Here is a 24,654-nt window from a genome sequence, read left to right on the forward strand (position 1 = left end):
CGGCCTCGGGCAGCGGTGCGCGCATCTCGACTATTTGAACGGGTTTGTGAGCGCGCTCACAAACCCGTTTCTCTTTTGCTTGGCTTCGCCGAGGGGGTTCCGGAGAATTCCTGGCATCTCAAACGCCGCGTGCACGCTTCGACTCACTTCATGTTCTGGCGGCGCGAACCTCAATGCTCGACCTTGCAACTGAAGTCACTTGCCATTCGCAGACGTCCCCAAGCTTCCGCTCCAACAAGCCAGCGTTACCTTCATCGACGTGGCGAGGTTTACTACTTCAAGCGGAAGATTCCTTCCGATGTTCCACATGCTTTCGGTGGCAAGAGCGAGACGTTCTGGCAGTCACTGAAAACCGATTCGCTCCAAGAGGCACTGCAAAGGCTGCCTGAGGAGATTGAGCAGTTCGTTTCCGCCCATCCTTGAGCGTTTCGAGTACTCGCACTTGCAGACTGATATGGAAGAGCGGCAAGTCGTTGAGGACGACGGCGAGCTTGACGCTCGTCTGGCCGACTTTGAGTACGGCCTGAAGCTGAAGAGGAGGGCCGCGGCGCGAGAGGACTTCTCGCACGTGGAAGAGGTGGCCCAAGTTCTTCTTGAGGACGAGCGGCTCATCGCTCCGCCGGGTTCGGGGGCCTACAGATTGCTTCTGCGCGAACTGATGCGCGCCGATATCGAAACGCTCCAGAAACAATACGATGCCATCCAAGGCAACCTGTTTGTCCTACCGTCGGCGGTCCCAGTCGCTGCGCGAGAACTCCCGACGATGCAAACTGCCTTCGAATCGTGGCGGCTGTCGCAGGTCAAAGTTCGGACCATCAACGACTTTCGGCGTTACGTTCAGCAGTTCGAAGCTAAGCATCGCGAGCTTCCGATGACCAGCATCACCCTTGAGAAGGCCCAAGGGTACCGCGACCAATTATACGAAGAAGGGCTCACCCGGCGCACCATCATGAATAACGTGGGTGGACTGGCAACCATCTGGGACTTTTTCGAAAGGAAATCCAATCGCATCTCCAGCAATCCGTTCAGGGAGGTCCGATATGACAGCCTTCCGCGACGGCCCGCATCGGATGACCGCCGCCGTTTCGAAGTGTCGGAGTTGGTGACGTTGTTCAGTTCTCCCGTCTACACGGGCAAGCGGCCGCTCGGCGGGCAACATAAAGAATCAGGCTACTGGGCCCCATTGCTTGGCCCATTCGTTGGCGGGCGCATCGAGGAGATTGCGCAGCTTCGTGTCGCCGACATTCTGCGAATCAACGGGGTCTGGTGTATTCGGATTGAAGACCTGGAGCATGACCAGAGAAAAAAGACTAAGGGTAGCTATCGATATGTTCCGATGCATGACGAAGTCATCAAGTGTGGCTTCCTCAGCTACGTGGCAAGGCAAAAGCTAGACGGCCAGACGCACGTGTTCCCGTCTCAGAGGAACGACAACGAGCACCGCTTGTGGTCGAACGCCCTCGGAAAGTGGTTCGGACGGTACTTGGACGAAATCGGGCTGAATGACCCGCGGCTGGTCTTCCATAGCCTTCGATACACCTTCAAACAACGATGCACTGATTGCGGCATCTCCGATGAGGTTCGGGATGCCCTCACCGGGCACTGGCTTTCGAAAGTTTCATCGCGGGAATACATGAAGGACAAGGACCGGCAATACCCTTTCCCGCCGTTGGCACTGGCCATCAAACAGCTGCGCTACGACGAACTTGACCTGCTGCATCTGCATGTTGCTGACCCGTTTGACCACGTGAACCGCGCCTGGAAGTACTGAGGCGGCCTGGTAGCCCGGCGCCTTTCCCCTGGGAAGGCCAACTCGCAGCTACGCCCGCAGGCGAAACCATGCGGTCTTGCGGCCGTTCTCGTCAGGCCGATATTCAAGGTCGAACAAGCGAGATTCGCTCAAAACCTGAAGCCACGTCCGGCACCCATACTTTTCCGGCGTCTGCTCTGGCGACGTCTCGGCAATCAGTGCCTGGGCTCTGTTGAGTGACGCCCATCCGCCTACGCCCAAGGCGTTGACCGAGTGCCGAAGCGCTCTGACGATTCCCGCGTCCTGCCACTCGAAGCTGCCGTCCGGAGCGATGCCATTGAAGAGGAAATTGTGAAAGTCCGGCGTCTGTGCGAACGAAGCCACCATGGCGTTGGCGTCGTCCATCGACTTGGCCCAGCCGACCAACTCCTCATAGTGCCGGTCAATTTCCTCGTAGCAGTCTTGCAAGTGAAGGGCCGCGTTGACGCAACCTTCCTCGGTCCACAAGTCGAAGCGTTCAATGAGGTGGTGCACGAGGTCGTTTCGCATGTTGACCAGGTCCTCAATCGCCGCCTTGGTCATGCTCCAGCGCTCCTCAGGCATGGACATCCGGAAACTGAAGCCGAACGAGATTCGGTCAGTCGCCACCTTGTCGTCCGGCAGCACCTCCCGCTCATAACCGTCACGCACCACGTAGCTGTCGAACAGCGTTTTGACCAAGGTTCCCAGGGTCTTGTCTGACCACCTGGCAACGCGTTCGGTGCGCTGCGCTTCGAGGACGTCGACTGGCCCAGCCAGCTCGTGATGCGCAATGATGGCTTTCATCACGCGTTCGTACTGCTGAATTCGCAACATGCAACGCCCAAGAAGACGTTGCACGCCCCGCTGCAGGTCAGGCATTGAGCCGTCGTTCATTGCTTGCCGCCCGCAACCAGTTAAGCACCGAGCAGTCTGCCGAAGACGGAGGAAAGAAAGCTCTTCCTTTGCGATTGAATGTGGCTATTGTTTTTCGTCCCGTCCCTGCACGCGTGAAGGTACTTCTCATAATTCCCTCGAATGAAGCTCCTGAGGGAGTCGGGGCATCGAAGTCTAGGTGCAATCACCACTATTGCATTTTTGGGCCCAACGGCAATTTTCGGCTTTGGGGTTTGCGTGTATCGTGCAGCGATGCCGGAAATATTGCGGTGGATATTCGATGCGCATGCGAGAAAAAACCAGATGCAGTACTTTCCGCGGACGAATTTTTGCAAACCGTCTTTCGCCAGAAACTCCTGCTCCGCCGTTGCAATATCCTCTGCAGAGGCCACTGAGACTCCGGCGCATTTTGCCGAATGCTGAAGCCTAGAATCCTTGGATGCGAATTCAGATTTGAGTCTCAGCTCGGTGTCTTCAAACGTGAAGTAGTCTTCGACAGTAATATTGTTTAGATTTGGACGTTCATTATTGCGTCTCCAGGCAATAATTTGGGCCATGACGACGCTTAAGGATTCGGAAAAAACCTGAAAATTACCCTCGAATATTGCCTTGACTTTAGATTGTTCTTGCTCGCTCAACTCGGAGATATTAAAAACCTCGGAGAGAATTCTCTTAAGAACGCCAACTGAAATCGCTTCGTTTTCAATGGAGTACTTGTCTGTGATGTAGAGATTGTCGGCATCCGGGGTTATCTCGGCTATGAACTCGCTCAAATCGCGGTCCACAAAGAAACATATCCGTCCGCGAGGATAGCGGTTCCAATCGAAGTTCTCCATTGCCTTAAGCGTACTGCTTCTGCCACCTGTCGGGATTAGTTCAACGTTCCATCCTTCAGGTAGCGCTTGTTCAATGATGCTCTGGTAGTACATCGGGTCATGCTTGCCCTCTACCAGGCCATAGACCACTCCATCGTTCGGGCGATACTTTAGTAGAAATTCGTGATAGGCCGTGGGCGTTTCGGTCAGCGCCTCTTGGTGTATTTTTAGCATATCCATCTGGCAAATCTCCTCCTAGACCTTAATTTGCCATGAACTCGCCAAGCGAGTGGGCATATTCTCGCAACTCGTTGTCGTATATGAATGGGGAGTGGGTCACGGCAATTAAGCCGGCGCAGAAGCCGCCGTTGCGAATGTCCCTTAGGAGTCTTCGCTGCCACGGTACCGAAAGTGATAACTCCGGCTCGTCTATTAGAACGAAGAATCTATCTTGTCCAGAAAGATAGAGGTGGCTGAAGAGAGAGACAATTTGCTTTTCCCCTGACGACAATTCGCCAGGTTCGATAGTTTTTTCGCTTTCGTTCGAAGGCACAATGCAGAAGGAAAAGGCTGCACTATCATAAACAAATCTTTTGTCTACGATATATTGCGAGCAGAGTTCGCAGAAGCTTGTGATACTTCTTTCTTTTTCTTGAAGAGATTCTTGAAAATGAAGAAGCTTCAAGAAATAGTGGTAGATTATTTTCTCATGCTCGGTTGGTGTTTGTGAGGAGCGTGCCGAGTTGATGACGGAGAAGATGTGCTCTTTATGCTCTCGCGTGAGGATATTCTCGTGAATACGGTCAAGCACGGAGCTCACCGTGTCGTCCGAGACCGCCGAGAATTCCATCCCTACATTCTGGTAGTCGCGGTTAACCACGTCGCCCAAATATCGTAGTGTGAGATTGTTCAGATTTTCTCGCGCAAATTCCTTTAGCTGCTCGAGATTTCTGTCGATTGCAGCTTGAACGTCTTTCATTCCGAATTCGACGAGCTCTATGAACGACGAGCCACTATCTGTTTGCCTGCCCCTGCCCTTGTTGCGCCGAAATTCCTCCGAGTCAACGCCTTCAAAAATGCTCCCGAGCTCTCGCTCGATGCGTCGATATGTGGGCAAATAGAGAATTTGGGCGTTCACTGCCTTGCGAATCTTTTGAATCGTCTCTTGCAATTCCTTTTTCGCGCCGCGTGGTTTGTCTTCAAAGAATTCAAGTTGGCGAAGAATTAGCTCGGGGGGCACGGAGTATCGCGGTCCGAATCGCGCCATTTCTGCGGAGGCTTGCTCAAATTCTCCTCGTTCTAGGTAATTCATGACGCGTCGACGCATTTGAGGCGGGATTTCTGCAAGTAGTCGGCGGTCGGTTTCTTTGAAGGCTTTTGCTAGCTCTTCCTGAGAAACACGGTACTCCACCCCGCCGATGGTCGCGATTATTGAGTCAAACTTGAATTGGGCGAGTGAAAGCCAATGTCCGGATAAAAAATAAAATACTATTCTTAGAAAGGTCGTCTTACCGGAGCCGTTCTCGCCGACGAGGATTAGAGAGTTGTCGCGAATGATGGCATCAATATTCTTTCGGCCGTGTAGGCCTTTGATGCAAATGCGCTGCAGCGTATTAATCATTTTTTCCTTTGAATTTTCGGCTTGGACTCGAGTGAATACTTGGGTGAGCCAGAGTTGGCGATTGAAAATGGGCTAGTCAAAGACCCAGTCGGTCGACAGTGATTCTGCTTGCCTCAGCACAGTCTCGGTTGCCTCCTCCTGCCGGTCTGGCGGATATTTGTAGCGACGGAGCAGTGTCTTCACCATCACACGCAGTCTGGCTCGCACTGAGTCACGTACCGCCCAATCCACCGTGACGGATTTGCGCAGGCTCAGCGTCAGCTCTACCGCAATCTTTTTCAGAGTCGCGTCCCCAAGGTCGCGTACTGCGGCCTCATTAGCCGCCAGCGCGTCGTAGAACGCCATCTCGTCCCGATTGAGGCCCAGTTCCTCGCCGCGGCGCGCAGCCTCCTGGAACTTCTTTGCCATCTCGATGAGCTCTTCGATGACCTGCGCAGTTTCGACTGCGCGGTTGCGATATCGGGTCAGGCTCTGCTGCAGCAGCTCCGAGAACTTCGCCTGCTGCACCACATTGGTCTTGAAACGCGACTTGATGTCGTCCTTCAGCAGCCGCTCCAGCAGTTCCACGGCGAGGTTGCGCTCTTTCATGTGGCGCACGTCCTCGAGAAATTCATCGGACAGGACGCCAATGTTTGGCTTGTTCAGCCCTGCCGCCTGGAAGATGTCGATTACCTCGGCGCTGATGACCGCCTTGGAAATGATTTGCCGCAGCGCGTGTTCTTTTTGGTCGTCGCTGAGTTTCTTGTCCTTGGTTTCGTGCTTGGTGATGGCCGATTTCACCGCCTGCAGAAAAGCTAGCTCATCGCGGTGGACCAATGCTCCGGGCAGCGTGCCGCATAGCGCGAAAGCCTTAGTCGCGGCCAACACGTTGTCGGCGAAGCGGCGCTTGCCGTCGTCCAGGCCGAGCACATGGTTTGCGACCGTTGGCAGCAGCTGCCAAGCCTGGGCGCGGAAGTCTGCGTAGTCGCAGCCGTCTAACAGGTCGTGCAGCACATCCATCTTCTCTTCCAGCACAGCCAGTGCTTCCGCACTGTCGATGGTGGGCCGGCCCTTGCCCTTGGCCTGTGTGTAGTCTTTCAGTGCGGCCTTCAGTTCGTTTGCGATGCCGATGTAGTCGACCACCAGGCCGCCGGGTTTACTGCCAAAGACCCGGTTCACGCGCGCAATAGCCTGCATCAGGTTGTGGCCCTTCATCGGCTTGTCGATGTACATGGTGTGCATGCACGGCGCGTCGAAGCCCGTCAGCCACATGTCGCGCACGATGACGAGTTTGAACGGGTCGGCCGGGTCCTTGTAGCGGCGCTCCATCCGCCTCTTCACGTCCTTGCTGTAAATGTGCGGTCGCAGCAGCGGTTTGTCGGAGGCCGAGCCTGTCATCACAATCTTGACGGCGCCTTTTTCCGGGTCGGCGTCGTGCCACTCGGGTCGCAGCGCGACGATGGCGTCATAGAGGTGGACGCAGATGTCGCGGCTCATCGCCACAACCATCGCCTTGCCGTCCATCACCGTCTGCCGGTTCTCGAAGTGCTCGACGATGTCGGCGGCAACCTTCTGGATGCGCGGCGGCGCGCCAACGAGCTTTTCCAGGGCGGCCCAGCGGCGCATTTGTGCAGCGCGGGCGGCATCGTCCTCTTCGTCCTCGGTGAGTTCTTCGACCTCGTCGTCGAGCGCTGGTGTCTCGTCTTCGCGTAGCTCCAGTCGGGCCAGGCGCGACTCGTAGTAGATGGGCACCGTGGCGCCATCCTTGACGGCCTGCTCGACGTCGTAGATATGCACATAGTCGCCGAATACGGTGCGGGTGTCGCGGTCTTCCAGCGAGACCGGTGTGCCGGTAAACGCCACGAAGGTGGCGCCGGGCAAGGCGTCGCGTAGATGTTGGGCATACCCGTACTTCACTCCGGATTGCCCAGGCGCTCCCGTCGTGAGCGCCGTGGCCATCGCGATGTTGTATGCGTCCTCCGCGACGACGCGCGTGGCGCCCGCCCTGCTCTTCTTCTCTCCACCCGTCAGCCGGGCAGAAAAGCCATACTGGCTGCGGTGGGCCTCGTCGCAAACAACGACGATGTTGCTGCGCTCCGAGAGCACCGGAAAGCTGTCCTCATCCTCGCCAGGGCTGAACTTCTGGATGGTGGTGAAGATGATGCCGCCCGAGGGCCGGTTGGCCAGCAACGCGCGCAGCTTGGGGCGTGTGTCGGCCTGCACCGGCGTCTCCCGCAGCAGTTCGGCCGCGCCGGCGAACACACCGAAGAGCTGGTTGTCCAGGTCGTTGCGGTCGGTCACCACCACCAGGGTGGGGTTGGCCATCGCCGAGTGGCCCATCAGCTTGCCGGCCAGGCAGGTCATCTCAATGCTTTTGCCGGCGCCTTGGGTGTGCCAAACCACGCCGCCCTTGCGGGAGCCGCCGGGTCGGGAGGCGACGAGCACGCTTTCGACCACGGCGCGCACTGCATGGAACTGGTGATAGCCCGCCACCTTCTTGACCAACTGGCCCTCGTCCTCGAACAAGATGAAGTGCTGAAGGTAGTCCAGCAGGAGGCGGCGCTCGAAAATGCCGTGGACCAGCGTCTCCAGCTCGCGCATCTCGCCCAGCGGGTCGGCGGTCACTCCGTCGATGGTGCGCCAAGCCATGAAGCGCTCGCGGTCGGCGGTCAGCGAGCCCAGGCGCGCCGAGATGCCATCAGTGATGACCAGCAGCGCGTTGTAGGCGAACAGGTCAGGGATGTCCTGCTTGTAGTTCTCAAGCTGGTTGTGGGCCGACCAGATGTCGGCGTTCTCGTCGCCGGGGTTCTTCAGCTCGAGCAGCACCAGCGGCAGACCGTTGACGAACAGCAGCACATCGGGTCGGCAGGTGCGCTTGGGGCCCTGAATGGAGAACTGGTTGGTGGCCAGCCAGTCGTTACGTGCCGGGTCATTGAAGTCGATGAGCTTGACGCGGTCGCCGCGGGTTTCGCCGTCCTTCTGGAACTCGACAGGTACACCCTCCACCAGCCACCGGTAGACCCGCCGGTTGGCCGCGACGAAGCCGGGAATATTGGGCGCCAGTACACGACGCACGGCGTCGTCCTGGGCTCTGGTCGGGATATGCGGGTTCAGCCGCTGGATGGCGGCACGCAGACGGTGCGCGAGTACGACCTGGCGGTAGCTGTCGCGCTCCGTGCCCGGGGTCTTGCTGTCAGGAGGAGAGATGGCGGGACCGTAAGCAGTGTCCCAGCCGAGGCTGGCTAGCCACTGCAACGTGGCCTGTTCGAGGTGGTCTTCCAGAAGAATGGACACGAGGCTCCTCCTTGTTCTTGTGAGTTGCTCTCTTCAGGTTAGCGCCTTAACCAGAGGGCGGAAGACGGTGGACATGCGCAGGGCCGCGTCTTCCAGCCAAGCGAAGTAGGCGGGCCATTGCGACTCGTCTTCCAGCGGTGAATCTAGGCGGACGTGCAGGATGCGGCAGGCATGACCGTCCGGCAGTTCGTTCCACTGCAGTTTGACCTTCAGGGCCTCCTCGATGCTGGCCTGCTGGCCTTGGAGCTGCTTGAACATCGACTTCGAGTTGGCATGGCCGATATAGACCTCCATGCCCAATCGGCTCTCTCTGGAGTTCACGGTCGCCGCTAAATGCAGGCCCGCCCGTCCGAGTGCCATGTTTGTCCAATGCTGGGGTAGTGGCTTCTGTGTCCGCAGCGTCGAGCTTTTGGCCTGCAACCAGGCTGCCCATTCCGTCCAGAACTTCAGTTGGCGTTGCTTAGTCGGCGTGGTGGTCGTGGCAGCCTTGGCGCTCTCCCTGCTGGTCTTGGTCCAGTCGTTGGGTTTGGCCACCACGTTGAAGCTGGGGGCCATGGGCGAATCGCCGATGCGCCAGAGCTCCACCTCGACGGCGAAGAAGTTCAACTCTTCGGTAGTGTGCTGGTTGAGGAAGTCCAGCGCCGCCACATGCTCGGCGCGGAAGGACTCGGCCAGCCATATGACCTTGCGGGCGCCGACGCCGGCGGCATAGGTGAGGATTTGGCCGAGGTGGGAGTGGTTGGTCTTTTCAAGCTGGTTCTCGATGATGACCTGACCCTCATCGTCCGAACACAGGACATCAAGCTTGAAATCACCTACCCAGTGCTCGGTGCCCACCAGTTCCAGCTCAACCAGGCCGAGCGTCTTGGCCAGAAGGTCAAGGTTGTCTTCAAGGGCCAGCCAAGGCGTGAACTCGGTGGTTTCGTGCTTCCAGACTTCGCGCAGGTTGAGGCGCTGGAGTTTGCCGAGCGGAGGGGTCATGCCGGGCAGTCCTCGAGTTGTACTTGGGCTTCGGGCAGGCGGAGCTTGCCGGAGATGAGGCGGGGGAGAAGGGCGTCGCGCAGTGCCGTGAGCACCTCCGACCGCTTGATATTGGCCTCCATTTGCTGGCGAAGCGGATATGCGAATTCCTCGAACGCCCTCGCTACGTCAGCAGATGGGCAAACAAACTGCGGAATCTCCAAGCCTGCCTTCTTCAGCATGTTCACGGTGCTGCCATTCGCGCATCCGATGACTTGCTCTCGAACTGTCGGTGCCATCAGCGTGTAGTACAGCACATGAGTCGTCAAGGCGCTCTCCGGCTTCAGTCGCACTCGGTAGATGTGATGCGAGTAGATGGCTCGCGCGTATCGCGCAGGGACGATAGCCGGGAAGCCAATGAGTCGGTGTTCGTGACCTTGCTCGGTATTCGCCACAATGACGTCACCAGCCAGAGCGATGTGCCGGTCCTTGTAGTCGCCCACGTAGTGCTTGATTCCAGAATATTTGTAGTCGCCGCCCTCGAGCACCGAGTTGAGGTTGTGCATTGGCAAACCTTCGTCGGCGCTGCATAGGCCCGCACCCTTGTAGCTCAAGCCACGTTCGGTCACTACGTGCTCGGCGAGTGTGCTGATGTGCCACCCCTTCGGAATCAACCCCAGTGCCGAATCATCGAGCTCATCGGGAAACAGGGCCGCTGTGGCGGCGTCCAGGGCTTCGGGTACACGGCCCTCGGCCTTGGCGCGTACCGGGTCGAAGTCGATGAACCAGCTCTTGAATAGGGCTTGGGCGATGGATTCGAGGGTGATGTTGGTTTGACGCAGGAGGTCGATGCGGTCGTCGAGTGAGCGCAGCACGCTCGCTATTTCCCTTTGTCGCTCAAGCGAAAGCGCTGGCACTCTCAGGTCTCCAATCTCTTGGAGATTGAAATTGGGTTGTGCAGATTGCGCTGCTGAGCGCAGCACCCAGTCACGACAAACTGGGGATTGAAGAGAATAGTGGATGAAGTATGAGTCGGCTTTCGACTCGTCTAGTGTAATTATTCCTACCGCTTGGTTCGTATTTGCTGGCAAGTGCTCTGGCAAAACGACCGCCGTCTTGCCGAGGTATACCCCAGCCATTGAGAACAGAACATTGCCGGCGCGCAATTTCGAACGAGCAAGTTTTTCGTGTGTCTCTGAGTCAATGAAAGCGAACTTGGATGTATCAATCAAGCCACTAGAGGTGATGGACTCTGACTTGATGTAGTTGACCCCTTGGGCGACGAAACCCTCACCTTTGGTCGGTGTCGTTCCCTTCGTGATACGCACGCTCAATTCCCGTAGCCGGAACCACTCTTCGTCAGAGGTCATAGCCCAGCCTCGCTAGATTTGTTCGAATGACGATATCCAACTGTTCACCGCGTGCAACCTGTTCGGAAAATTGCGAGGTCAGCGCTTCCATCCTCTCGCTAAACGTCTCTTCGTCGTCCTCGGCGACCTCGGCGCCCACGTAGCGCCCTGGTGTCAGCACGTGGCCGTGTTCAGCAATCTCGGTTAGCTTTACGGCGCGGCAGAAGCCTGGCGTGTCGGCATAGGGCTGGTCGGCGCCGTCCTCGCCATCAGTGCGCCAGCGGTGCACTGTGGCGGCGATAAGCGCGACGTCCTCGTCGTTGAACACGCGGTTCACGCGCGTGGCCATGCGGCCGAGCTTGCGGGCGTCGACGAACAGCACTTCGCCGCGGCGGTCGCGACCTTTCTTGCCGCCCGGGACCGCAGCGCCGGTCTTGTCCTTGGCCAAGAACCACAGGCAGGCTGGAATCTGGGTGTTGAAGAAGAGCTGCGGCGGCAGGGCCACCATTACGTCCACCACGTCGGCCTCGACCATCGCTTTGCGGATGGCGCCTTCGTTGTTCTGGTTGCTGCTCATGCTGCCGTTGGCCAGCACCACGCCGGCTTGGCCGCGCGGGCTCAGGTGGTGCAGGATGTGCTGCAGCCAAGCGTAGTTGGCGTTGCCTGCCGGTGGCCTGCCATAGGCCCAGCGCCGGTCTTCGGCCAGACGCTCGCCACCCCAATCGCTGATATTGAACGGCGGGTTGGCTAGCACGTGGTCGGCGCGCAGGTCAGGGTGCTGGTCGCGGTGGAAGGTGTCGGCCGGCTCCTTGCCGAGGTCGGCGGCGAAGCCGCGGATGGCGAGGTTCATCGCCACCAGACGCCAGGTAGTGGGGTTGGCCTCCTGGCCGTAGATGCTGATGTCGTCGGCCTTGCCGCCATGCGCCTCGATGAATTTCTCGCTCTGCACGAACATGCCGCCAGAACCGCAGGCGGGGTCGTAGACGCGGCCCTGGTGCGGGGCGAGCACTTCGACCAGCACTTTCACGACGGAGGCCGGCGTGTAGAACTGGCCTCCCTTCTTGCCCTCGGCACTGGCGAACTGGCCGAGGAAGTATTCGTAGACCTCGCCGAGCAGGTCCTTGGCGTGGTGACCCTCACCGAAGCCGATGGTAGACACCAGGTCGACCAGTTCGCCCAGGCGGCCTGGTTCGAGCTGTGTACGGCCGAAGCGCTTGTCGAGGATGCCTTTCAGGCGCGGGTTGTCGGCCTCGATGGCTTCCAGTGCCGCGTCGATGCGCACACCGATATCGGCCTGCTTGGCCAGGGCACGAATGCTTTCCCAGCGTGCCTGGGCCGGCACCCAGAACACGTTGGCCATGGTGTAGTAGTCGCGCTCTTCCAGGGCCTCGGCGTGGTCGGCAGCATCGGGCAGGTGGAACTCAGAGCCTTCGTCGACAAAGGTGGCCTCGAGCGCTGCACGACGCTCATCGAAGGCATCCGAGATGTACTTCAGGAAGATGAGGCCGAGGACAATGTGCTTGTACTCGGCTGCGTCCATCGACGAGCGGAGCTTGTCAGCGGCGGCCCAAAGGGTTTTCTTGAGGTCCTGGTTCATTCGCTACTTCGTGTTCTTCCCAGATACGGGGGCGGGCGGTAGTTCGATGCCTTCGCGTTCGCAGTGCTGCAGGACCAGCCGCTCCAGCATGTTCGAGAGGGTGCGGTGCTCACGTTCCGCAGCCAAGCGCAGCAGGTCCTTGACCTCTAGGGACATGCGTAGATTGACCGGGGCGGTTTGGCGGTCGGAGGTGCGAGGCATCTTTACGTATTCTTTACGGATTTCGGAATGTATCCGATTCGAGAAGCAAAAAAGAGCCGGCGACATTGCACACGGTTGAGCAAGCAAACGACGGAGTCCAGTTCACGATCCCAGTGTCAGGGCCGGAGTTGTTGGAGTACATCATCTTCCTGGGCAAGGGACAGTACTTTCGGAAGTTCGGCGTGATCTACCGGGAGGATCGTCAGGTGATGGTAGTGTCATTCGCGAACAAGACAGTGCACGCCACATTGGAGGCCAGCTATGAGCATGAACATGGCACAAATCCCTTCCGCGATCTCGAGAAAAATCGCTACTCGGAGGTTCTGTCGGATGGCGACTGCATCATCTACTCCAAGAACGCGTCCTTCCTATTCATCTTTCACGACTACACGTCGATTGTTAGTGCCAGCGCAATCTTGGCCAGCTAAACCGCAAAGTGCCAATCCAATATTGACCAGGGTGTTCCACTGACCTGCTGAGAATTTCAGCAGGGATTCAAGGTGATCACCATAGACATGATTGGCAAGGTCAGGCGCGTGAGGCTGCGCGACCAACTCTCTCTCAGTGAGATCGCAAAGCGCACGGGCCTGTCGCGCAACACGGTCAAGAAGTGGCTCAAGGCGCCCAGCGATGTTGTGCCGAAGTACGAGCGGGTGAAGCTCGACGGCAAGCTCACAGCGTTCGAGCCGGCCCTGCATCAAGCGCTCACAACCGACAGCCATCGCCCCAAGCAAGGACGGCGCAGTGGCCGTGCACTGTTTGCCCAGATACAGGCTCAGGGCTACCGCGGCGGCTACAGCGCCGTCACCGACTACATCCGGCGCTGGCGGGTGGAGTCGGCAGCCAGTCCGGCCAAGGCGTTCGTTCCGATGAGCTTCGAACTGGGAGAGGCCTTCCAGTTCGACTGGAGCGTCGAGGCCATGGTCGTCGGTGGTGTGTTCTACAACGTGCAAGTGGCGCACCTGAAGCTGTGCGCCAGTCGAGCCTTCTGGCTGGTGGCCTACCCCAGCCAGGGCCACGAGATGCTGTTCGACGCCCACACCCGCTCGTTCCAGGCACTCGGTGGCGTCACCCGGCGCGGCATCTACGACAACATGCGCACCGCCGTGGACAAGGTGCAGCGCGGCAAGCAGCGCACCGTCAACGCGCGCTTCGCTGCCATGTGCAGCCACTACCTGTTCGACCCCGACTTCTGCAACGTCGCCTCCGGCTGGGAGAAGGGTGTGGTCGAGAAGAACGTGCAGGACAGTCGCCGGCGCATCTGGATCGAAGCCGCAACCCTGCGCTTCGGCTCGTTCATCGAACTCAATGCCTGGCTGAGTGAGCGGTGTTGTTCGGTGTGGAGTGACACCACGCACCCGATCCACCGGCAGTTCACCGTGGCCGAGATGTGGGAGTTAGAGAAGCCTCACCTCATGTCCATGCCAGCCCCCTTCGACGGCTACGTCGAGCGGCTGGCCCGGGTCAGCAGCACCTGCCTAGTGGCCGCCGCGCGCAACCGTTACTCCGTACCGTGCGAGTGGGCCGGCCACATCGTCAGCACCCGCGTCTATCCCGAGCGAATCGATGTAGCGGCCGCAGACGCCGTCGTGGCCAGCCATGCCCGGCTGCCGGGCAGCGGCCAGACCAGCTACGACTGGCAGCACTACATCGAGCTGGTGCAGCGCAAGCCGGGCGCCTTGCGCAACGGCACGCCGTTCCTGGACCTGCCGGCGCCATTGCTGCGCTTGCGCCAGTCGCTGCTCAGGCACCCTGGAGGAGACCGGGTCATGGCACAGGTGCTGGCCGTGGTGCCGCAGGCCGGGCTGGAAGCGGTGCTGGTGGCCATCGAGTTGGTGCTCGAAGGCAGAGCGCCCAGCGGCAGCATCAGCGTTGTGCACGTGCGCAACGTACTGGCCCGCTTGAACAACCCGGCCACGCCAGACCAAGCGCAGACGTCCCTGCGACTCACCCAGGCGCCTAAGGTCGACACCGCGCGCTACGACCGGCTGCGCCCCACCCACCAGGATCATCTGGACGGACAGGAGGTTGGCCATGCGTGAGACCTCCATCGATGTACAGGCCCAACTGAAGGCGCTGAGGCTCAACGGCATGGCCACGGCCTGGGCCGATCTGACGGAGCAAGGCGGCGATACGACCCTGGCCGCATCACGCTGGCTGGTGGAGCACCTGCTGCAGGCCGAAGATGCTGACCGGGCAATGCGCTCCATTGCTCACCAGATGAAGTCGGCGCGCTTCCCCATGCACCGCGACCTGGCCGGGTTCGACTTCTCCGTCTCACAGGTCGACCGCGCGTTGATCCAGAAACTGGCGGACCTGTCGTTCACGCAGGATGCGCAGAACGTGGTGTTGGTCGGTGGCCCAGGCACTGGCAAGACCCACCTGGCCACGGCACTGGGGATTGCCGGGCTCACCCGGCACGCCAAGCGAGTGCGGTTCTACTCCACGGTCGATCTGGTCAATGCCCTGGAGCATGAGAAGAGCCAGGGACGTGCCGGACGCATCGCCATGAGTCTGGTGCGCATGGACCTGGTCGTGCTCGACGAGTTGGGCTACCTGCCGTTCAGCCAGGCCGGTGGCGCCTTGTTGTTCCACCTGCTGTCCAAGCTGTACGAGCACACCAGCGTGATGATCACCACCAACCTGACGTTCGGGGAGTGGTCCAGTGTGTTCGGCGACGCCAAGATGACCACGGCGCTGCTGGATCGCTTGACCCATCACTGCCACATCATCGAGACGGGCAACGAGTCCTACCGCTTCCGCCACAGTACGCACGAAGCCAAGGGGCGCATCAAGACGCGCGAGCAGACCAGGAAGACAGCGGCGGCCCAGGTGAGCGAGGCCGCGGAGGAAGGGGCCTCGCCTGACGGCTCGGGAATACCAACGATCAGTTCAAGAAAAGGAGGACCCACCGAGGCATCCAACCTATAGTTATTCACAGCTGGCTCCTAACGGAACCAGCTCCAGCCCCTGGTCAATGTTCGACTGGCACTGCTGATCTCGATTGCGCTGGCGCTAACAGTCTCTGCAAAGAACGGAAATACTGGCGAGCGGAAACTTCGGTTTGGTTTGGTGCCGTTCCAAATTGTTTAGGATTTGGCCATCTGTCAGCATCGACTCTCCTTTTTTGCCGCTGGAACGCATGCGCGGCATCGACGTAACTCTGCACTGAGAACTCGCGCGCACGTTCAAGCCGTTCTAGGTTTTTGCCGTGCTGTCGTCAGGGACGGTAGCCATAGAGCGACGCATGCGAATCGATGTACTTGCAATGCATCGCTGCACGGCCGTTGGCCGACTGCACGACGATCTGCATGTCGAATGCCTTCAGATCATGCTTCGGCATTTTGCCCAGGTCGGCGAACTCGGGCTCGGTGCCTTGCGCGATCTAGGTGATGGTGGCTCGATGTTCAACTCCAGAGTTGGAATGCAGAAATCGGGCCTCGCTCGGGAGATGTCCAGGCTTGAATTGCTGTTGTTTCGGCACGGCGAAAAGGTTCACCTCCGAGAAGCTCGAACTGGACGTGGCCCGGAACTGTTCGATGAACGTGCCGCCGCGATCGGCAAAGCCACGCGCCGCGTCCTGCAGGACATCTATGTCGAAGATGCTCCCGACACTGCGAAAGTTGCGCCGGTTCGCGTCCAACTTCGCTTCGGCGACGACACATCCGAGCCGCCTGAACGAATCGCTTTCTCGCGCGAGGATCGATTGGCGTTTAACAACTCCACGGTGGCCGTGGGTGAAAAAATCTCGATTGACGAGTCAAGAGTCATTCCCTGCGGAAAGAGCGGAGCCATGCCGTTCAGCTAACGCGGCCTCAGTCTCCAGCAAAAGTTCACCAGCTGAGCGGCCGAGCGCATGTGCGATGCGCAAAATCATGGCGAGGGTTGGCATGTGCTCACCGCGTTCAATCTTTCCCATGTGCGATCGTTCTACACCGGCAGTGTGAGCCAAGGCCTCTTGGCCAATCCCATCAGCGGTACGGAGTGATCGAACTACCGCCCCAAATGCAATGGCAGGCGCGAGCTCAAACGTTCTCGCTCCAAGCGGTCTGCCTCTCCGTGAAACTTGCTTCTGCATAGACAGAAGGCTCGAACCAAGAGACAATAAAAACCACGTTATATTTAACTCATGTCATCGCGGATCGTTCGCAACATCGGAAAATTTGATGACCACGAAACTTGAAGTGACACGCGGGCGAGTCGCATCGCCCTTGCCAGTAGCCCGTCCTCTTCGTTTGTCCATCTCCTCCACAAAGGGTGGGGCGCCGCGAGCTGAATTTGCAGCTCCCAGTTCGCGAGTGGCGCGTATAGGCGCACAGGTGAGGACGCTGCGTATGGCCGCAGGCACATCGGCGTACAGGTTGGCGAAGCTAGCGGGCATATCGCCGTCATTGCTCTCGCGCGTCGAGCGCGGCCTAGTCTCGCCGTCGGTGGATACCTTGGATCGAATCGCTGAAAGCTTGCATGTACCAGTTTCGCGTTTGCTTGGCGACGGACAAGGCCCTTCCAACTTTTGCCATGTGCAAGCAGGTCGAGGCTTAATTGTCGACCGGGGTGGAGCAGCGTCAGATCATCGGCATGAGTTGCTTGGTCACCTGCTTTACGGCAACCTGTTCGCGGAGCCCTACCTAGTCATGCTCTTGCCCGATGCGGAACCTTACGCCACCGTTCAGCACGCCGGGTTGAAGTTTCTGTACTTCCTGTCTGGTAAGGTGATGTACCGCTACGGTGACAAGACGGCTTCGGTCAGCGCAGGGGACTCGTTGCTGTTTGATGCCACTGCGCTGCATGGGATCGAGGCGATTGACAGCGGTCCGGTGTCGTATCTCTCTGTGGCGTTAGCGCTGCGCAACTGATACTTGGCGCCCCGCAACTTAGCCCCGAACGCCTAGCAGTTGCAAGCAGTCTCGCTGACCGACGAGCTTGGGGACGAGCAGTCAGTTGTTGGTATCTACATACTGATCCGCCCCATTGCTAAACAGAGCGCCGCGTCGATCAGGCGTGCGACCTCGGGGTCGTAAGGTCGGTGCGCCGATAGAAAGTCGGCAATGCCTACTCGGTGGTACCGAGCGAGGTTGCATGCCGTCACAGTGACTCCGGCGCGAACGACGCTCGCCAAATTCGGTTCCGAATCGGCTTCTTCGAAACAGGATGCTTCCGTGGCTGCGCAGTCTTCATACTGTGTTTAGAAGTTCGGCATGCCGAACTGGCCACATGCAAGCGACGGCCAGACCCCAAAAAGCCTTCTAACACCGGCGGAGGCGCCCTGGTGTTCGAGAATCGCTTGCAGACGATCCCCCTCACGTCCCTCTGCGCGCGCTCAGAGCCTCCTCAATCTTGCGATCCGTTTTGTACTGACTCAGCGCATACACCGCCCAGATCGCAGCCGGAAGCCAGCCGATCAGAGTGATCTGCAAGATCAAACAGATGATGCCAGCGATCGGGCGGCCGATCGTGAAGAAGGCGACGAAGGGGAGAAGAATGGCGAGGATGAGACGCAAGGTGTTTTCTCCGTGGTTGGTCTAGCCAAGATCCTGCCAAAGGGCCGGCCGGCCGACCATAGCTTCTCCTCACAATCTCTCCGCCCAACGGGTTGCCAGCGGTCGGCATCTCCGGCGTGGATGGTGAGAGGGCACGGCTGGGATGCGGGGCCCGCAGGTTCAAGGCAGTCGCAAGCTGAAAAGCCGCATGAGGCGGGCCACAGCATCACACCAAAGTCCCGACGCCAGCGTGGCTTGACTGCTCACCGCGCACGCTCCCCAGTGACCGCCTGATCATCGATTCAATAGAACCCACCCGCTTGAGCCTCTCGGACGAGCGAGCCTCGTGACGATTTCCGCCGCCATTCACCTCAGCCCTGCGCGGTCTTGTGCTTAGCCGACAGACAGCCAAGCCCGCCCTTAAAGCCTGGGCTGACCGGCCCTCGCAGGCTTTCTGTGGCTTGCCCCAACCCTAGCCACCCATCATGCCTCCCTCGGTAATCAGACCCGCGACGGCGCGGCGGGCATCCTGCCATCGATGTCCGTGAACCCATACTCCTGCGCCAGTTCTGCAACCAGATGCAGTCGACCACTCTTTTCCATGATCGCCGGATCGGCCGCCAAGCCAACCACAGCCCGCCCCGCGAACTCGGAGGACTCCCCGCTTTCCATGATCCGCTTGGCCAGTGGTGCAGGGACCCGGTCCGGCTGAGCGAGGAACTTCTCGCTCTTGAAAAAGCCTGGCCAGATCACGACCGCGGCGACGTTGAGGGGCTTGAGGTCGTGAGCCATGTCCTTGGCCATCTTGTCGACGCCGGCCTTCTGGACACCAAAGGGCACGTTGAAGGAGTAGCGCACAGCGCCGCCCGAAGAGGTATTGACGATCAGTCCCTTGCGGCGGGCAACCATCTTCGGCGCCGCGCAGCGGCTGGCAATGTAGTGCGAGCGCAGACCCACGCGCAGCAGGTCTTCCCAAAGGCCGTCTTCGAGCTCCCAGAAGGGGACGTTGACCGGCATATGAGACGGGGCCGCAAACACGTTGTTCACCAGGATGCCGATCGCTGCTTTCTGCTCATCGTGCACACGCTCGAAGACGCGCTTCACGCTGGCGTTGTCACCATGGTCGCAGACGACCGGAATGCATTGGCCGCCGCGCTGGGCGATTTCGTCGGCGGTTTCCTGAAGGGACCCCGGCCAGCTCGACGCGCCGGCCTCGAGCGTGCGCCCGGTCGCATAGACCAACGCCCCGGCTTCACCGAGCGCCAGCGCGACGCCCTTGCCAACGCCTCGCGTTGCGCCCGTCACCACGGCCACCTGACCCTCAAGCGGCCTGTTGCGCCCAGCGAGATTTGGCTGGGTAAGAGAACTCCGGGAGTTTGGAGACGAGTCCTGTTCCGCAACTCATATCCGATTCCATCCAGTTCGCGCGGTATGGTGAATCGCCGCAAGGTGAGCCAGACCCGATATCCAACTTGTCTATCATCGCGCCCGGTGGCGCAAGTCCTACGTTGCCACCGCCGCGGATTGCTATCTTGCGCCACTTCGCTCATGGCACGGCTCGCGGCTCGCGGCCCTCGACGCGCCGCGGCCGAACTGGTGCCGCTAGCCCGAAGAACCGCATGCGCTCGAGAAGATGCGCAAGAGCCATCTGGGCTACGTCCGGTTGCGGCCGCAACCCGTCGTCGCTGCGGGCTCCGCGCACGAGCGAATCTAGCGCTGTCCCCCGACGTTCGAAGCCGCGAGCGCTCCGTTCGAGGCAGACATCCGGCTCAGCGGTCGAGACTCGCCACGACTCCGCCGACTTTTTCCAAAGCCCGCTTCAGGTCGGCATGCGACACCGAGCCCAGCGCCAGCCGGATGGCGTGCGGCGGGGGAGAGCCCACGGCATACGGCGCGGCGGTGGAGACCAACACGTTGTCCTCTTTCAACCTCATGGCGACCGCGTCCGACCGCACCCCGGCAGGCAAGCGCAGCCAGACGAAGTACGAAGCCGGGTGGCGAACCATCTCGAACTGCGTCAGCACCGCGGACACGATGCGCTGGCGCGCGACGGCGTCGCGCCGCTTCTCCTGCTCCAGCCGCGCGACCGTGCCGTCCTGCAGCCAACCGCAGCACAGGGCGGTCACCAGGGTCGGCGTGTTCCAGACCGTGGCGCGGATCGCACGATGGATCTTTGGAACGACAGCGGCGGGCGCGCATGCAAAGCCGAAGCGCAGGCCGGCCGCCACGCTCTTCGAGAGGCTGGAGACATACACGGTGATGTCGGGCGCGAGCGCCGCCAGCGGCGCGGGCGCCTTCTTCTCGAGGAAGGCGTAGGTGCCATCCTCCAGCAGCAGCAGGCCGCGGCGGCGCGCCACCGCGATCAAGGCCACGCGCTGCGCCAGCGGCATCACCCAGCCGAGCGGGTTGTGCAGCGTGGGCATGCAGTAGACGGCGCGAATCTTCCGCCGGCGGCATAGCGCGTCGAGCGCGTCCGGATCGAGCCCCGGGCCGGACGCGGGCAGCGCCACCAGTTCCAGCCCGCACAGCTCGGCCACCACCTGGATGCCCGGGTAGCTCAGGGCGTCCACCGCCACCGCATCGCCGGGCCGCAGCAGGGACATGGCGGCACAAGCGAGCCCATGGATCGCGCCGCTGGTGATCAGCACCTCGTCGGCGGCGACCGACAGGCCCCGGCTCTCCAGGTGCGCCGCCACGATGGCTTTCTCGTGCGGACGGCCGCCATGCGGCTGGTAGCGCAGCACGGACTCGAGCTCGCCCGCCGAGGCCAGTTGCCGGAGAGCAGTGCGCAGCAGGTCCGTCTGCATCGGCAGCGCCGGATAGTTGAAGCTCAGGTCCAGCAGGTCGCCGCTGGCCACATGCATCTCCACGCCATCGCCGAAGGGGATGGGCTCGCGCACGAAGGTGCCGCGGCCGACCTCGCCGGAGACCAGCCCCATGGCCTGCAGCTCCGCGTAGGTGCGCGTGGCGGTGGCCAGCGAGATGCCCTCGCGCGTGGCCAGCCGGCGATGCGTGGGCAGCGCCGTTCCGGGTTTCAGGCGGCCCTGGCGGATGTCCTCCGAGAGCCGGTCGACCAACTGCTTGTAGCGAGCCTGGGGCATGCGCCATTGTATTCATGACAATAATTTAATTGTCCTGCATCAGGGAACTACGATCCGGGCCTTCCACCGACCCACCCGTTTTTGCCGTATGGAACTGACGCTCACGACCATCCTCGTCACCTTCGCCGGTGTGTTCCTGATCTGCTTCATGAAGGGCGCCTTCGGCGGCGGCTTCGCGATCATCGGCATTCCGCTGCTGTCGCTGGTGATGGACCCGGTGACGGCCGGCGGCCTGCTCGCGCCGCTGTTCATCGCGATGGACCTGTTCAGCCTGCGCTACTGGAAGCCCTCCACGTGGTCCAGGCCCGACCTGCTACTGCTGGTGCCCGGGCTCGTGGTCGGCATCGGCGCGGGCTATGTGCTGTTCCGCGTGCTCGACCACCGTGCGATCGCCATCGTGATGGCGGCGATCACGCTGGTCTTCGTCGGGCTGTGGTTCGTGCGCGGTGGCGAGGTGGTGGTGCGGCCACGCTCGTCGCCCAAGGCGATCGCCGCCGGCCTGACATCGGGCATCACCACGATGGTGGCGCACTCGGGCGGACCGCCGCTGGCCATGTACCTGCTGCCGCTCGGCCTCAGCAAGCAGGTCTACGCCGGAACCACGAGCATGTTCTTCACGGTCGGCAACATCCTCAAGGCCGTACCTTGGCTGGCCCTGGCCAGGCCTGCGGGCAGCGTGTGGACGCTGATGGCCATCTGTCTTTTCGCCATTCCCTCGGGCGTCTGGCTGGGCTGGCGCCTGCATGCCCGGCTCGACCAGCGGCAGATGTACCGGGTCTGCTATGGCCTGCTCGTGATCACGGCCATCAAGCTGCTATGGGACGGCGTGTCGGGCTACATGCACTGAATCACCGAAGCGCCGGCGCACGAAAGCCCGCGGCGGCGAACTGCACCAACTGCTCGATCAGCTTGTTGGAGTCCTGCGGCGTGGTGTTGCCATGGAATATTCACTTGAAGCTGCGTCCGTGCGGCCGCGTGGCGGTCAGGATCGCCCCCATTGGGAAGAAGAGCCGCCAAACCAGCTGCGGGACGCCGGTGAACCTTAGTGCCAAATACGCGGTGGCCATTCTCACCGCAAATGACAGGTTATGGCCGACGTATCCGGGCGCACAGCGGTCGCAAAAGCGTCCCAAGCAGTCACTCGTCGGCCGAGTACCCCACGACACGACCGTCCCGCAAGAGCGCCCAACCGTAAAAGCCCGAGGCCTCACCTTGGCCTCTTCTCTGTAGTCAAATTCCCAGAGCTCATCTCCTGGCAGCATACGGGTTCGCATGCCGTGAAGCAGATTTCGCGTACGCTTTCCAGAGCCAAGGAACGTCTTAGCCCCACTTTTCCATCGAACGCTGACCCGCTTCTGCGCACCGATGCGCAGAACCACAGGCGTGCGCGTTGGAATACAGGCGGTTCAAGCGTCAGCGAAAATGTGGGTCCACGCGTCGATGGCCGCACCGATGCCGCTAGATGCGCTGCTCACCAGTGCGCGCTTGCCGATGCGGGCGGTTGTGTATGAACTCAAGGTCGATCTCCTGGTCATGCAGAGCGGGTACAGAGCGCCAAGGCCACCGGAGGCTTGCGCGTCGGCCGTGCGATGGCCTGAGTCGGCGGGGCAAGGGCCTGATCAAAGACGCTAGCGCAGGCAGGCGGCAGCTACACCACTTGCACCACGACCTTGCCCTTGGCGCGCCCACTGTCGACGTAGGCCAGTGCTTTGTGTGTGTCCTGAAATGGGAACACTTTGTCGACGACCGGGCGGATGGCGCCTGACTCGATGAGGGCGGTGATCTCTCGCAACTGCGCCCCATCGGCCCGCATGAAGACGAAGGTGTAGTGGCCCCCGTTCTTCTTTGCCTTGTTCCTGATGCCGAAACTCAACAGGCGCAACGCTTGCCTGAGCGGCCAGGCCAGTCCTCGCGCGATGGCGAACGCCGGGGTGGGCGGCCCCGAGATGGAGATGAGATGCCCGCCCGGCTTGAGAACCTGGAGGGATTTGTTCAGCTCGCCGTTGCCGAGGCTGTTCAACACCACGTCGTAGTCGCGGAGCACCGTGGCGAAATCCTGCTGCTTGTAATCGATGACGACGTCCGCGCCCAAGGCCTTCACCCAGGCGACGTTGGCCGTGCTAGTGGTCGTGGCCACGAATGCCCCGAGATGCTTGGCAAGCTGGATGGCAATGGTGCCGACGCCGCCGGAGCCGGCATGGATCAGAACCTTCTGTCCTTTTTTCAGCTTGGCGGTTTCGACCAGCACCTGCCAGGCGGTCAGGGCCACCAGAGGAACGGATGCGGCCTCGACCATGCTGAGATTGTTGGGCTTCAGCGCCAACGACGATTCCTTGACGGCGATGAACTCGGCGAAGGTGCCGATGCGATCGTCGTCGGGGCGCGCATAGACCTCGTCGCCAGGTTTGAAGCTGCGAACGCGAGCGCCGACCCGCTCAACCGTACCGGCCAGGTCGTTGCCCAGGATCAGGGGAAAGTGGTAGGGAAGAATCAATTTGAATTCGCCGTTCTTGATCTTCGAGTCCAGGGCATTGATGCTCGCCGCGTGGATCTGGATCAGGACGTCATCGTCCCGCACCTCGGGTTCGGGCGTTTCGCCGATGCGGCCAACCTCATTCTTTCCGTAACGATCGATGATGAACGCTTTCATGGGCGACTTTTTTCCAGAGTGTTTCGTTGAATGCGCTTCGGGCAGCCCCGCCCCACAGGGGGCGGTCGGGAAAGTCGGCCTGAAGCCGGTTGCAAAAGATGCCGTCGTTCAGTCATTGAGAAAGGCCAGCGCCTTGGGCACGAATTCGCCGTGGTACTGGAAAATCCCGCCATGCCCAGCGTCTTTGTAGATGACCAGTTGCGAGCCTGGGATGCGACGCGCCATGTCATGGCTGTTCACAGTGGGCACCATGATGTCGTTGTCGCCATTCGCAATCAGCACAGGGATGCGGATGCCGCCCAGATCCTGGGGCACCTGCCGGCCCCAGGCCTTGATGGCCTTCAGCTGTCGCAGGAAGGTAGGGGGCGTCGGCCCCTTGTCCCGATCCGCCTTGCGCTCCTTCAGTCGCTCCAGGAAGGCTTTCGCGGCTTGACGACCGTTGCCCGTGGAGGTGAAGAACAGAAAGGTCTTCGGATCCCGCAACGTCAGCAAGCCTTTGACTATCAGCGGCCAGGAGACCGCTCCGACCCGTTCGATGCCTGTGCCGCCTGCCGGCCCTGTGCCGGTCAGGATGAGTCGGCGCACCAGGCGGGGGGCTTTCAGCACGATGTCCTGCGCCACGAATCCTCCGAGGGAGAAGCCAAGCAGATCAATCTTCTCGAAGCCCAGTGCGTGGACCAGCGCGATCGCATCCCGCGCCATCGCATCGATGGTCACAGGCGCTGTTCCGCCTGAAGCGCCGATCCCTCGGTAGTCGAGGGCGATGATGCGATGCCTGCGGGCAAGTCCATCGACGATCCGCGGGTCGAAATTGTCGAGGACCGCGCCCCAGTGGTTGAGCAGGACCAGAGGCACGCCATCGCGCGGCCCCAGGTCGCGGTACGCGAATGCAGTCCCGTCGACATCGATCGAGAGGTTGGGAGCATCGATGTAGGGCATGCG

At 60.6% G+C, this 24,654-nt stretch carries 22 protein-coding genes; 8 read left to right on the forward strand and 14 right to left on the reverse strand.

The genetic code is table 11. The features are described 5' to 3' along the window. Positions 1-150 precede the first annotated feature (150 nt). Both ACEN9J_RS38190 and ACEN9J_RS38195 read left to right on the forward strand, forming a co-directional pair. The gene (locus tag ACEN9J_RS38190) at positions 151-423 is read left to right on the forward strand and encodes a DUF6538 domain-containing protein (RefSeq protein ID WP_413765710.1); all 273 of its coding nucleotides are present in this window, start codon (positions 151-153) and stop codon (positions 421-423) included. Beyond that, positions 395-1,771, forward strand: coding sequence for a site-specific integrase (locus ACEN9J_RS38195; RefSeq protein WP_413764988.1), 1,377 nt, complete (start codon positions 395-397; stop codon positions 1,769-1,771). The genes ACEN9J_RS38190 and ACEN9J_RS38195 overlap by 29 nt, the downstream gene beginning before the upstream one ends. 48 nt (positions 1,772-1,819) lie before the next feature. On the opposite strand, the gene ACEN9J_RS38200 is transcribed toward ACEN9J_RS38195, so the two are convergent. The 8 genes from ACEN9J_RS38200 to ACEN9J_RS38235 form a co-directional block, all read right to left on the reverse strand. Continuing rightward, entirely contained in the window at positions 1,820-2,650 is an 831-nt protein-coding gene (locus ACEN9J_RS38200) for an OST-HTH/LOTUS domain-containing protein (protein WP_413764989.1), read from the reverse strand. A 35-nt stretch (positions 2,651-2,685) separates the two neighbouring features. After that, the gene (locus ACEN9J_RS38205; RefSeq protein ID WP_413764990.1) at positions 2,686-3,720 is read right to left on the reverse strand and encodes a DUF4435 domain-containing protein; all 1,035 of its coding nucleotides are present in this window, start codon (positions 3,718-3,720) and stop codon (positions 2,686-2,688) included. A gap of 22 nt (positions 3,721-3,742) precedes the next feature. Then, a complete protein-coding gene (locus ACEN9J_RS38210; RefSeq protein WP_413764991.1) occupies positions 3,743-5,101 on the reverse strand; it encodes an AAA family ATPase in 1,359 nt (452 codons plus the stop codon). 72 nt (positions 5,102-5,173) lie between these two features. After that, the gene (locus tag ACEN9J_RS38215; RefSeq protein WP_413764992.1) at positions 5,174-8,374 is read right to left on the reverse strand and encodes a type I restriction endonuclease subunit R; all 3,201 of its coding nucleotides are present in this window, start codon (positions 8,372-8,374) and stop codon (positions 5,174-5,176) included. A 33-nt stretch (positions 8,375-8,407) separates the two neighbouring features. Beyond that, positions 8,408-9,355: a DUF4268 domain-containing protein gene (locus ACEN9J_RS38220; RefSeq protein ID WP_413764993.1), complete on the reverse strand. Its 948-nt coding sequence runs from the start codon at positions 9,353-9,355 to the stop codon at positions 8,408-8,410. Next, complete coding sequence (locus ACEN9J_RS38225; RefSeq protein ID WP_413764994.1) at positions 9,352-10,704, reverse strand: restriction endonuclease subunit S; 1,353 nt, start codon at positions 10,702-10,704, stop codon at positions 9,352-9,354. Before ACEN9J_RS38225 ends, ACEN9J_RS38220 begins: the two co-directional genes overlap by 4 nt. Next, complete coding sequence (locus tag ACEN9J_RS38230; RefSeq protein ID WP_413764995.1) at positions 10,694-12,280, reverse strand: N-6 DNA methylase; 1,587 nt, start codon at positions 12,278-12,280, stop codon at positions 10,694-10,696. The genes ACEN9J_RS38225 and ACEN9J_RS38230 overlap by 11 nt, the downstream gene beginning before the upstream one ends. A gap of 3 nt (positions 12,281-12,283) precedes the next feature. Beyond that, positions 12,284-12,481, reverse strand: coding sequence for a hypothetical protein (locus tag ACEN9J_RS38235; protein ID WP_413764996.1), 198 nt, complete (start codon positions 12,479-12,481; stop codon positions 12,284-12,286). Positions 12,482-12,612: 131 nt separating this feature from the next. Between ACEN9J_RS38235 and ACEN9J_RS38240 the strand changes: the two genes are divergently transcribed. The 4 genes from ACEN9J_RS38240 (at position 12,613) to ACEN9J_RS38255 (ending at position 16,289) form a co-directional block, all read left to right on the forward strand. After that, positions 12,613-12,909: a hypothetical protein gene (locus ACEN9J_RS38240; protein WP_413764997.1), complete on the forward strand. Its 297-nt coding sequence runs from the start codon at positions 12,613-12,615 to the stop codon at positions 12,907-12,909. 81 nt (positions 12,910-12,990) lie between these two features. Further along, complete coding sequence (istA, locus tag ACEN9J_RS38245; RefSeq protein ID WP_413765711.1) at positions 12,991-14,523, forward strand: IS21 family transposase; 1,533 nt, start codon at positions 12,991-12,993, stop codon at positions 14,521-14,523. Further along, positions 14,516-15,412, forward strand: a complete 897-nt coding sequence (gene istB, locus ACEN9J_RS38250; protein ID WP_413764998.1) for an IS21-like element helper ATPase IstB — start codon at positions 14,516-14,518, stop codon at positions 15,410-15,412. Before istA ends, istB begins: the two co-directional genes overlap by 8 nt. Before the next feature lie 316 nt (positions 15,413-15,728). Continuing rightward, positions 15,729-16,289 (forward strand): hypothetical protein, encoded by a 561-nt coding sequence (locus ACEN9J_RS38255; protein WP_413764999.1) that lies wholly within the window; start codon positions 15,729-15,731, stop codon positions 16,287-16,289. Here ACEN9J_RS38255 and ACEN9J_RS38260 read toward each other — a convergent pair. Further along, positions 16,242-16,559 (reverse strand): helix-turn-helix domain-containing protein, encoded by a 318-nt coding sequence (locus tag ACEN9J_RS38260; protein WP_413765000.1) that lies wholly within the window; start codon positions 16,557-16,559, stop codon positions 16,242-16,244. The two genes, ACEN9J_RS38255 and ACEN9J_RS38260, sit on opposite strands and share 48 nt — an antisense overlap. A gap of 220 nt (positions 16,560-16,779) precedes the next feature. On the opposite strand from ACEN9J_RS38260, the gene ACEN9J_RS38265 reads away from it, so the two are divergent. Beyond that, positions 16,780-17,337 carry a helix-turn-helix domain-containing protein gene (locus ACEN9J_RS38265; RefSeq protein WP_413765712.1) on the forward strand — a complete coding sequence of 186 codons (558 nt, stop codon included), beginning with the start codon at positions 16,780-16,782 and terminating at the stop codon, positions 17,335-17,337. Positions 17,338-17,781: 444 nt separating this feature from the next. On the opposite strand, the gene ACEN9J_RS38270 is transcribed toward ACEN9J_RS38265, so the two are convergent. The 3 genes from ACEN9J_RS38270 to ACEN9J_RS38280 form a co-directional block, all read right to left on the reverse strand. After that, positions 17,782-17,982: a YqaE/Pmp3 family membrane protein gene (locus ACEN9J_RS38270; RefSeq protein WP_413765001.1), complete on the reverse strand. Its 201-nt coding sequence runs from the start codon at positions 17,980-17,982 to the stop codon at positions 17,782-17,784. Between the two features lie 480 nt (positions 17,983-18,462). Beyond that, positions 18,463-19,275 (reverse strand): SDR family NAD(P)-dependent oxidoreductase, encoded by an 813-nt coding sequence (locus tag ACEN9J_RS38275; RefSeq protein ID WP_413765002.1) that lies wholly within the window; start codon positions 19,273-19,275, stop codon positions 18,463-18,465. A 455-nt stretch (positions 19,276-19,730) separates the two neighbouring features. After that, complete coding sequence (locus ACEN9J_RS38280) at positions 19,731-21,062, reverse strand: PLP-dependent aminotransferase family protein (protein WP_413765003.1); 1,332 nt, start codon at positions 21,060-21,062, stop codon at positions 19,731-19,733. 88 nt (positions 21,063-21,150) lie between these two features. Between ACEN9J_RS38280 and ACEN9J_RS38285 the strand changes: the two genes are divergently transcribed. Next, positions 21,151-21,909, forward strand: coding sequence for a sulfite exporter TauE/SafE family protein (locus tag ACEN9J_RS38285; protein WP_413765004.1), 759 nt, complete (start codon positions 21,151-21,153; stop codon positions 21,907-21,909). An 801-nt stretch (positions 21,910-22,710) separates the two neighbouring features. On the opposite strand, the gene ACEN9J_RS38290 is transcribed toward ACEN9J_RS38285, so the two are convergent. Together ACEN9J_RS38290 and ACEN9J_RS38295 are read right to left on the reverse strand one after the other, a co-directional pair. Next, complete coding sequence (locus ACEN9J_RS38290) at positions 22,711-23,712, reverse strand: NADP-dependent oxidoreductase (protein WP_413765005.1); 1,002 nt, start codon at positions 23,710-23,712, stop codon at positions 22,711-22,713. Between the two features lie 108 nt (positions 23,713-23,820). Then, a complete protein-coding gene (locus ACEN9J_RS38295) occupies positions 23,821-24,651 on the reverse strand; it encodes an alpha/beta fold hydrolase (RefSeq protein WP_413765006.1) in 831 nt (276 codons plus the stop codon). Positions 24,652-24,654 lie beyond the last annotated feature (3 nt).

It is taken from the genome of Variovorax sp. Varisp41 (assembly GCF_047325085.1).
Taxonomy (GTDB): Bacteria; Pseudomonadota; Gammaproteobacteria; order Burkholderiales; family Burkholderiaceae_C; genus Variovorax.

Excerpts from the sequence above, each read along its gene's own strand:
- ACEN9J_RS38190 (WP_413765710.1), top strand. The coding sequence starts at position 151 with ATGTTCTGGCGGCGCGAACCTCAATGCTCGACCTTGCAACTGAAGTCA.
- ACEN9J_RS38200 (WP_413764989.1), bottom strand. The coding sequence starts at position 2,650 with ATGCCTGACCTGCAGCGGGGCGTGCAACGTCTTCTTGGGCGTTGCATG.
- ACEN9J_RS38205 (WP_413764990.1), bottom strand. The coding sequence starts at position 3,720 with ATGGATATGCTAAAAATACACCAAGAGGCGCTGACCGAAACGCCCACG.
- ACEN9J_RS38210 (WP_413764991.1), bottom strand. The coding sequence starts at position 5,101 with ATGATTAATACGCTGCAGCGCATTTGCATCAAAGGCCTACACGGCCGA.
- ACEN9J_RS38220 (WP_413764993.1), bottom strand. The coding sequence starts at position 9,355 with ATGACCCCTCCGCTCGGCAAACTCCAGCGCCTCAACCTGCGCGAAGTC.
- ACEN9J_RS38225 (WP_413764994.1), bottom strand. The coding sequence starts at position 10,704 with ATGACCTCTGACGAAGAGTGGTTCCGGCTACGGGAATTGAGCGTGCGT.
- ACEN9J_RS38230 (WP_413764995.1), bottom strand. The coding sequence starts at position 12,280 with ATGAACCAGGACCTCAAGAAAACCCTTTGGGCCGCCGCTGACAAGCTC.
- ACEN9J_RS38235 (WP_413764996.1), bottom strand. The coding sequence starts at position 12,481 with ATGCCTCGCACCTCCGACCGCCAAACCGCCCCGGTCAATCTACGCATG.
- istB (WP_413764998.1), top strand. The coding sequence starts at position 14,516 with ATGCGTGAGACCTCCATCGATGTACAGGCCCAACTGAAGGCGCTGAGG.
- ACEN9J_RS38255 (WP_413764999.1), top strand. The coding sequence starts at position 15,729 with ATGCGAATCGATGTACTTGCAATGCATCGCTGCACGGCCGTTGGCCGA.
- ACEN9J_RS38260 (WP_413765000.1), bottom strand. The coding sequence starts at position 16,559 with ATGCAGAAGCAAGTTTCACGGAGAGGCAGACCGCTTGGAGCGAGAACG.
- ACEN9J_RS38280 (WP_413765003.1), bottom strand. The coding sequence starts at position 21,062 with ATGCCCCAGGCTCGCTACAAGCAGTTGGTCGACCGGCTCTCGGAGGAC.
- ACEN9J_RS38285 (WP_413765004.1), top strand. The coding sequence starts at position 21,151 with ATGGAACTGACGCTCACGACCATCCTCGTCACCTTCGCCGGTGTGTTC.
- ACEN9J_RS38290 (WP_413765005.1), bottom strand. The coding sequence starts at position 23,712 with ATGAAAGCGTTCATCATCGATCGTTACGGAAAGAATGAGGTTGGCCGC.
- ACEN9J_RS38295 (WP_413765006.1), bottom strand. The coding sequence starts at position 24,651 with ATGCCCTACATCGATGCTCCCAACCTCTCGATCGATGTCGACGGGACT.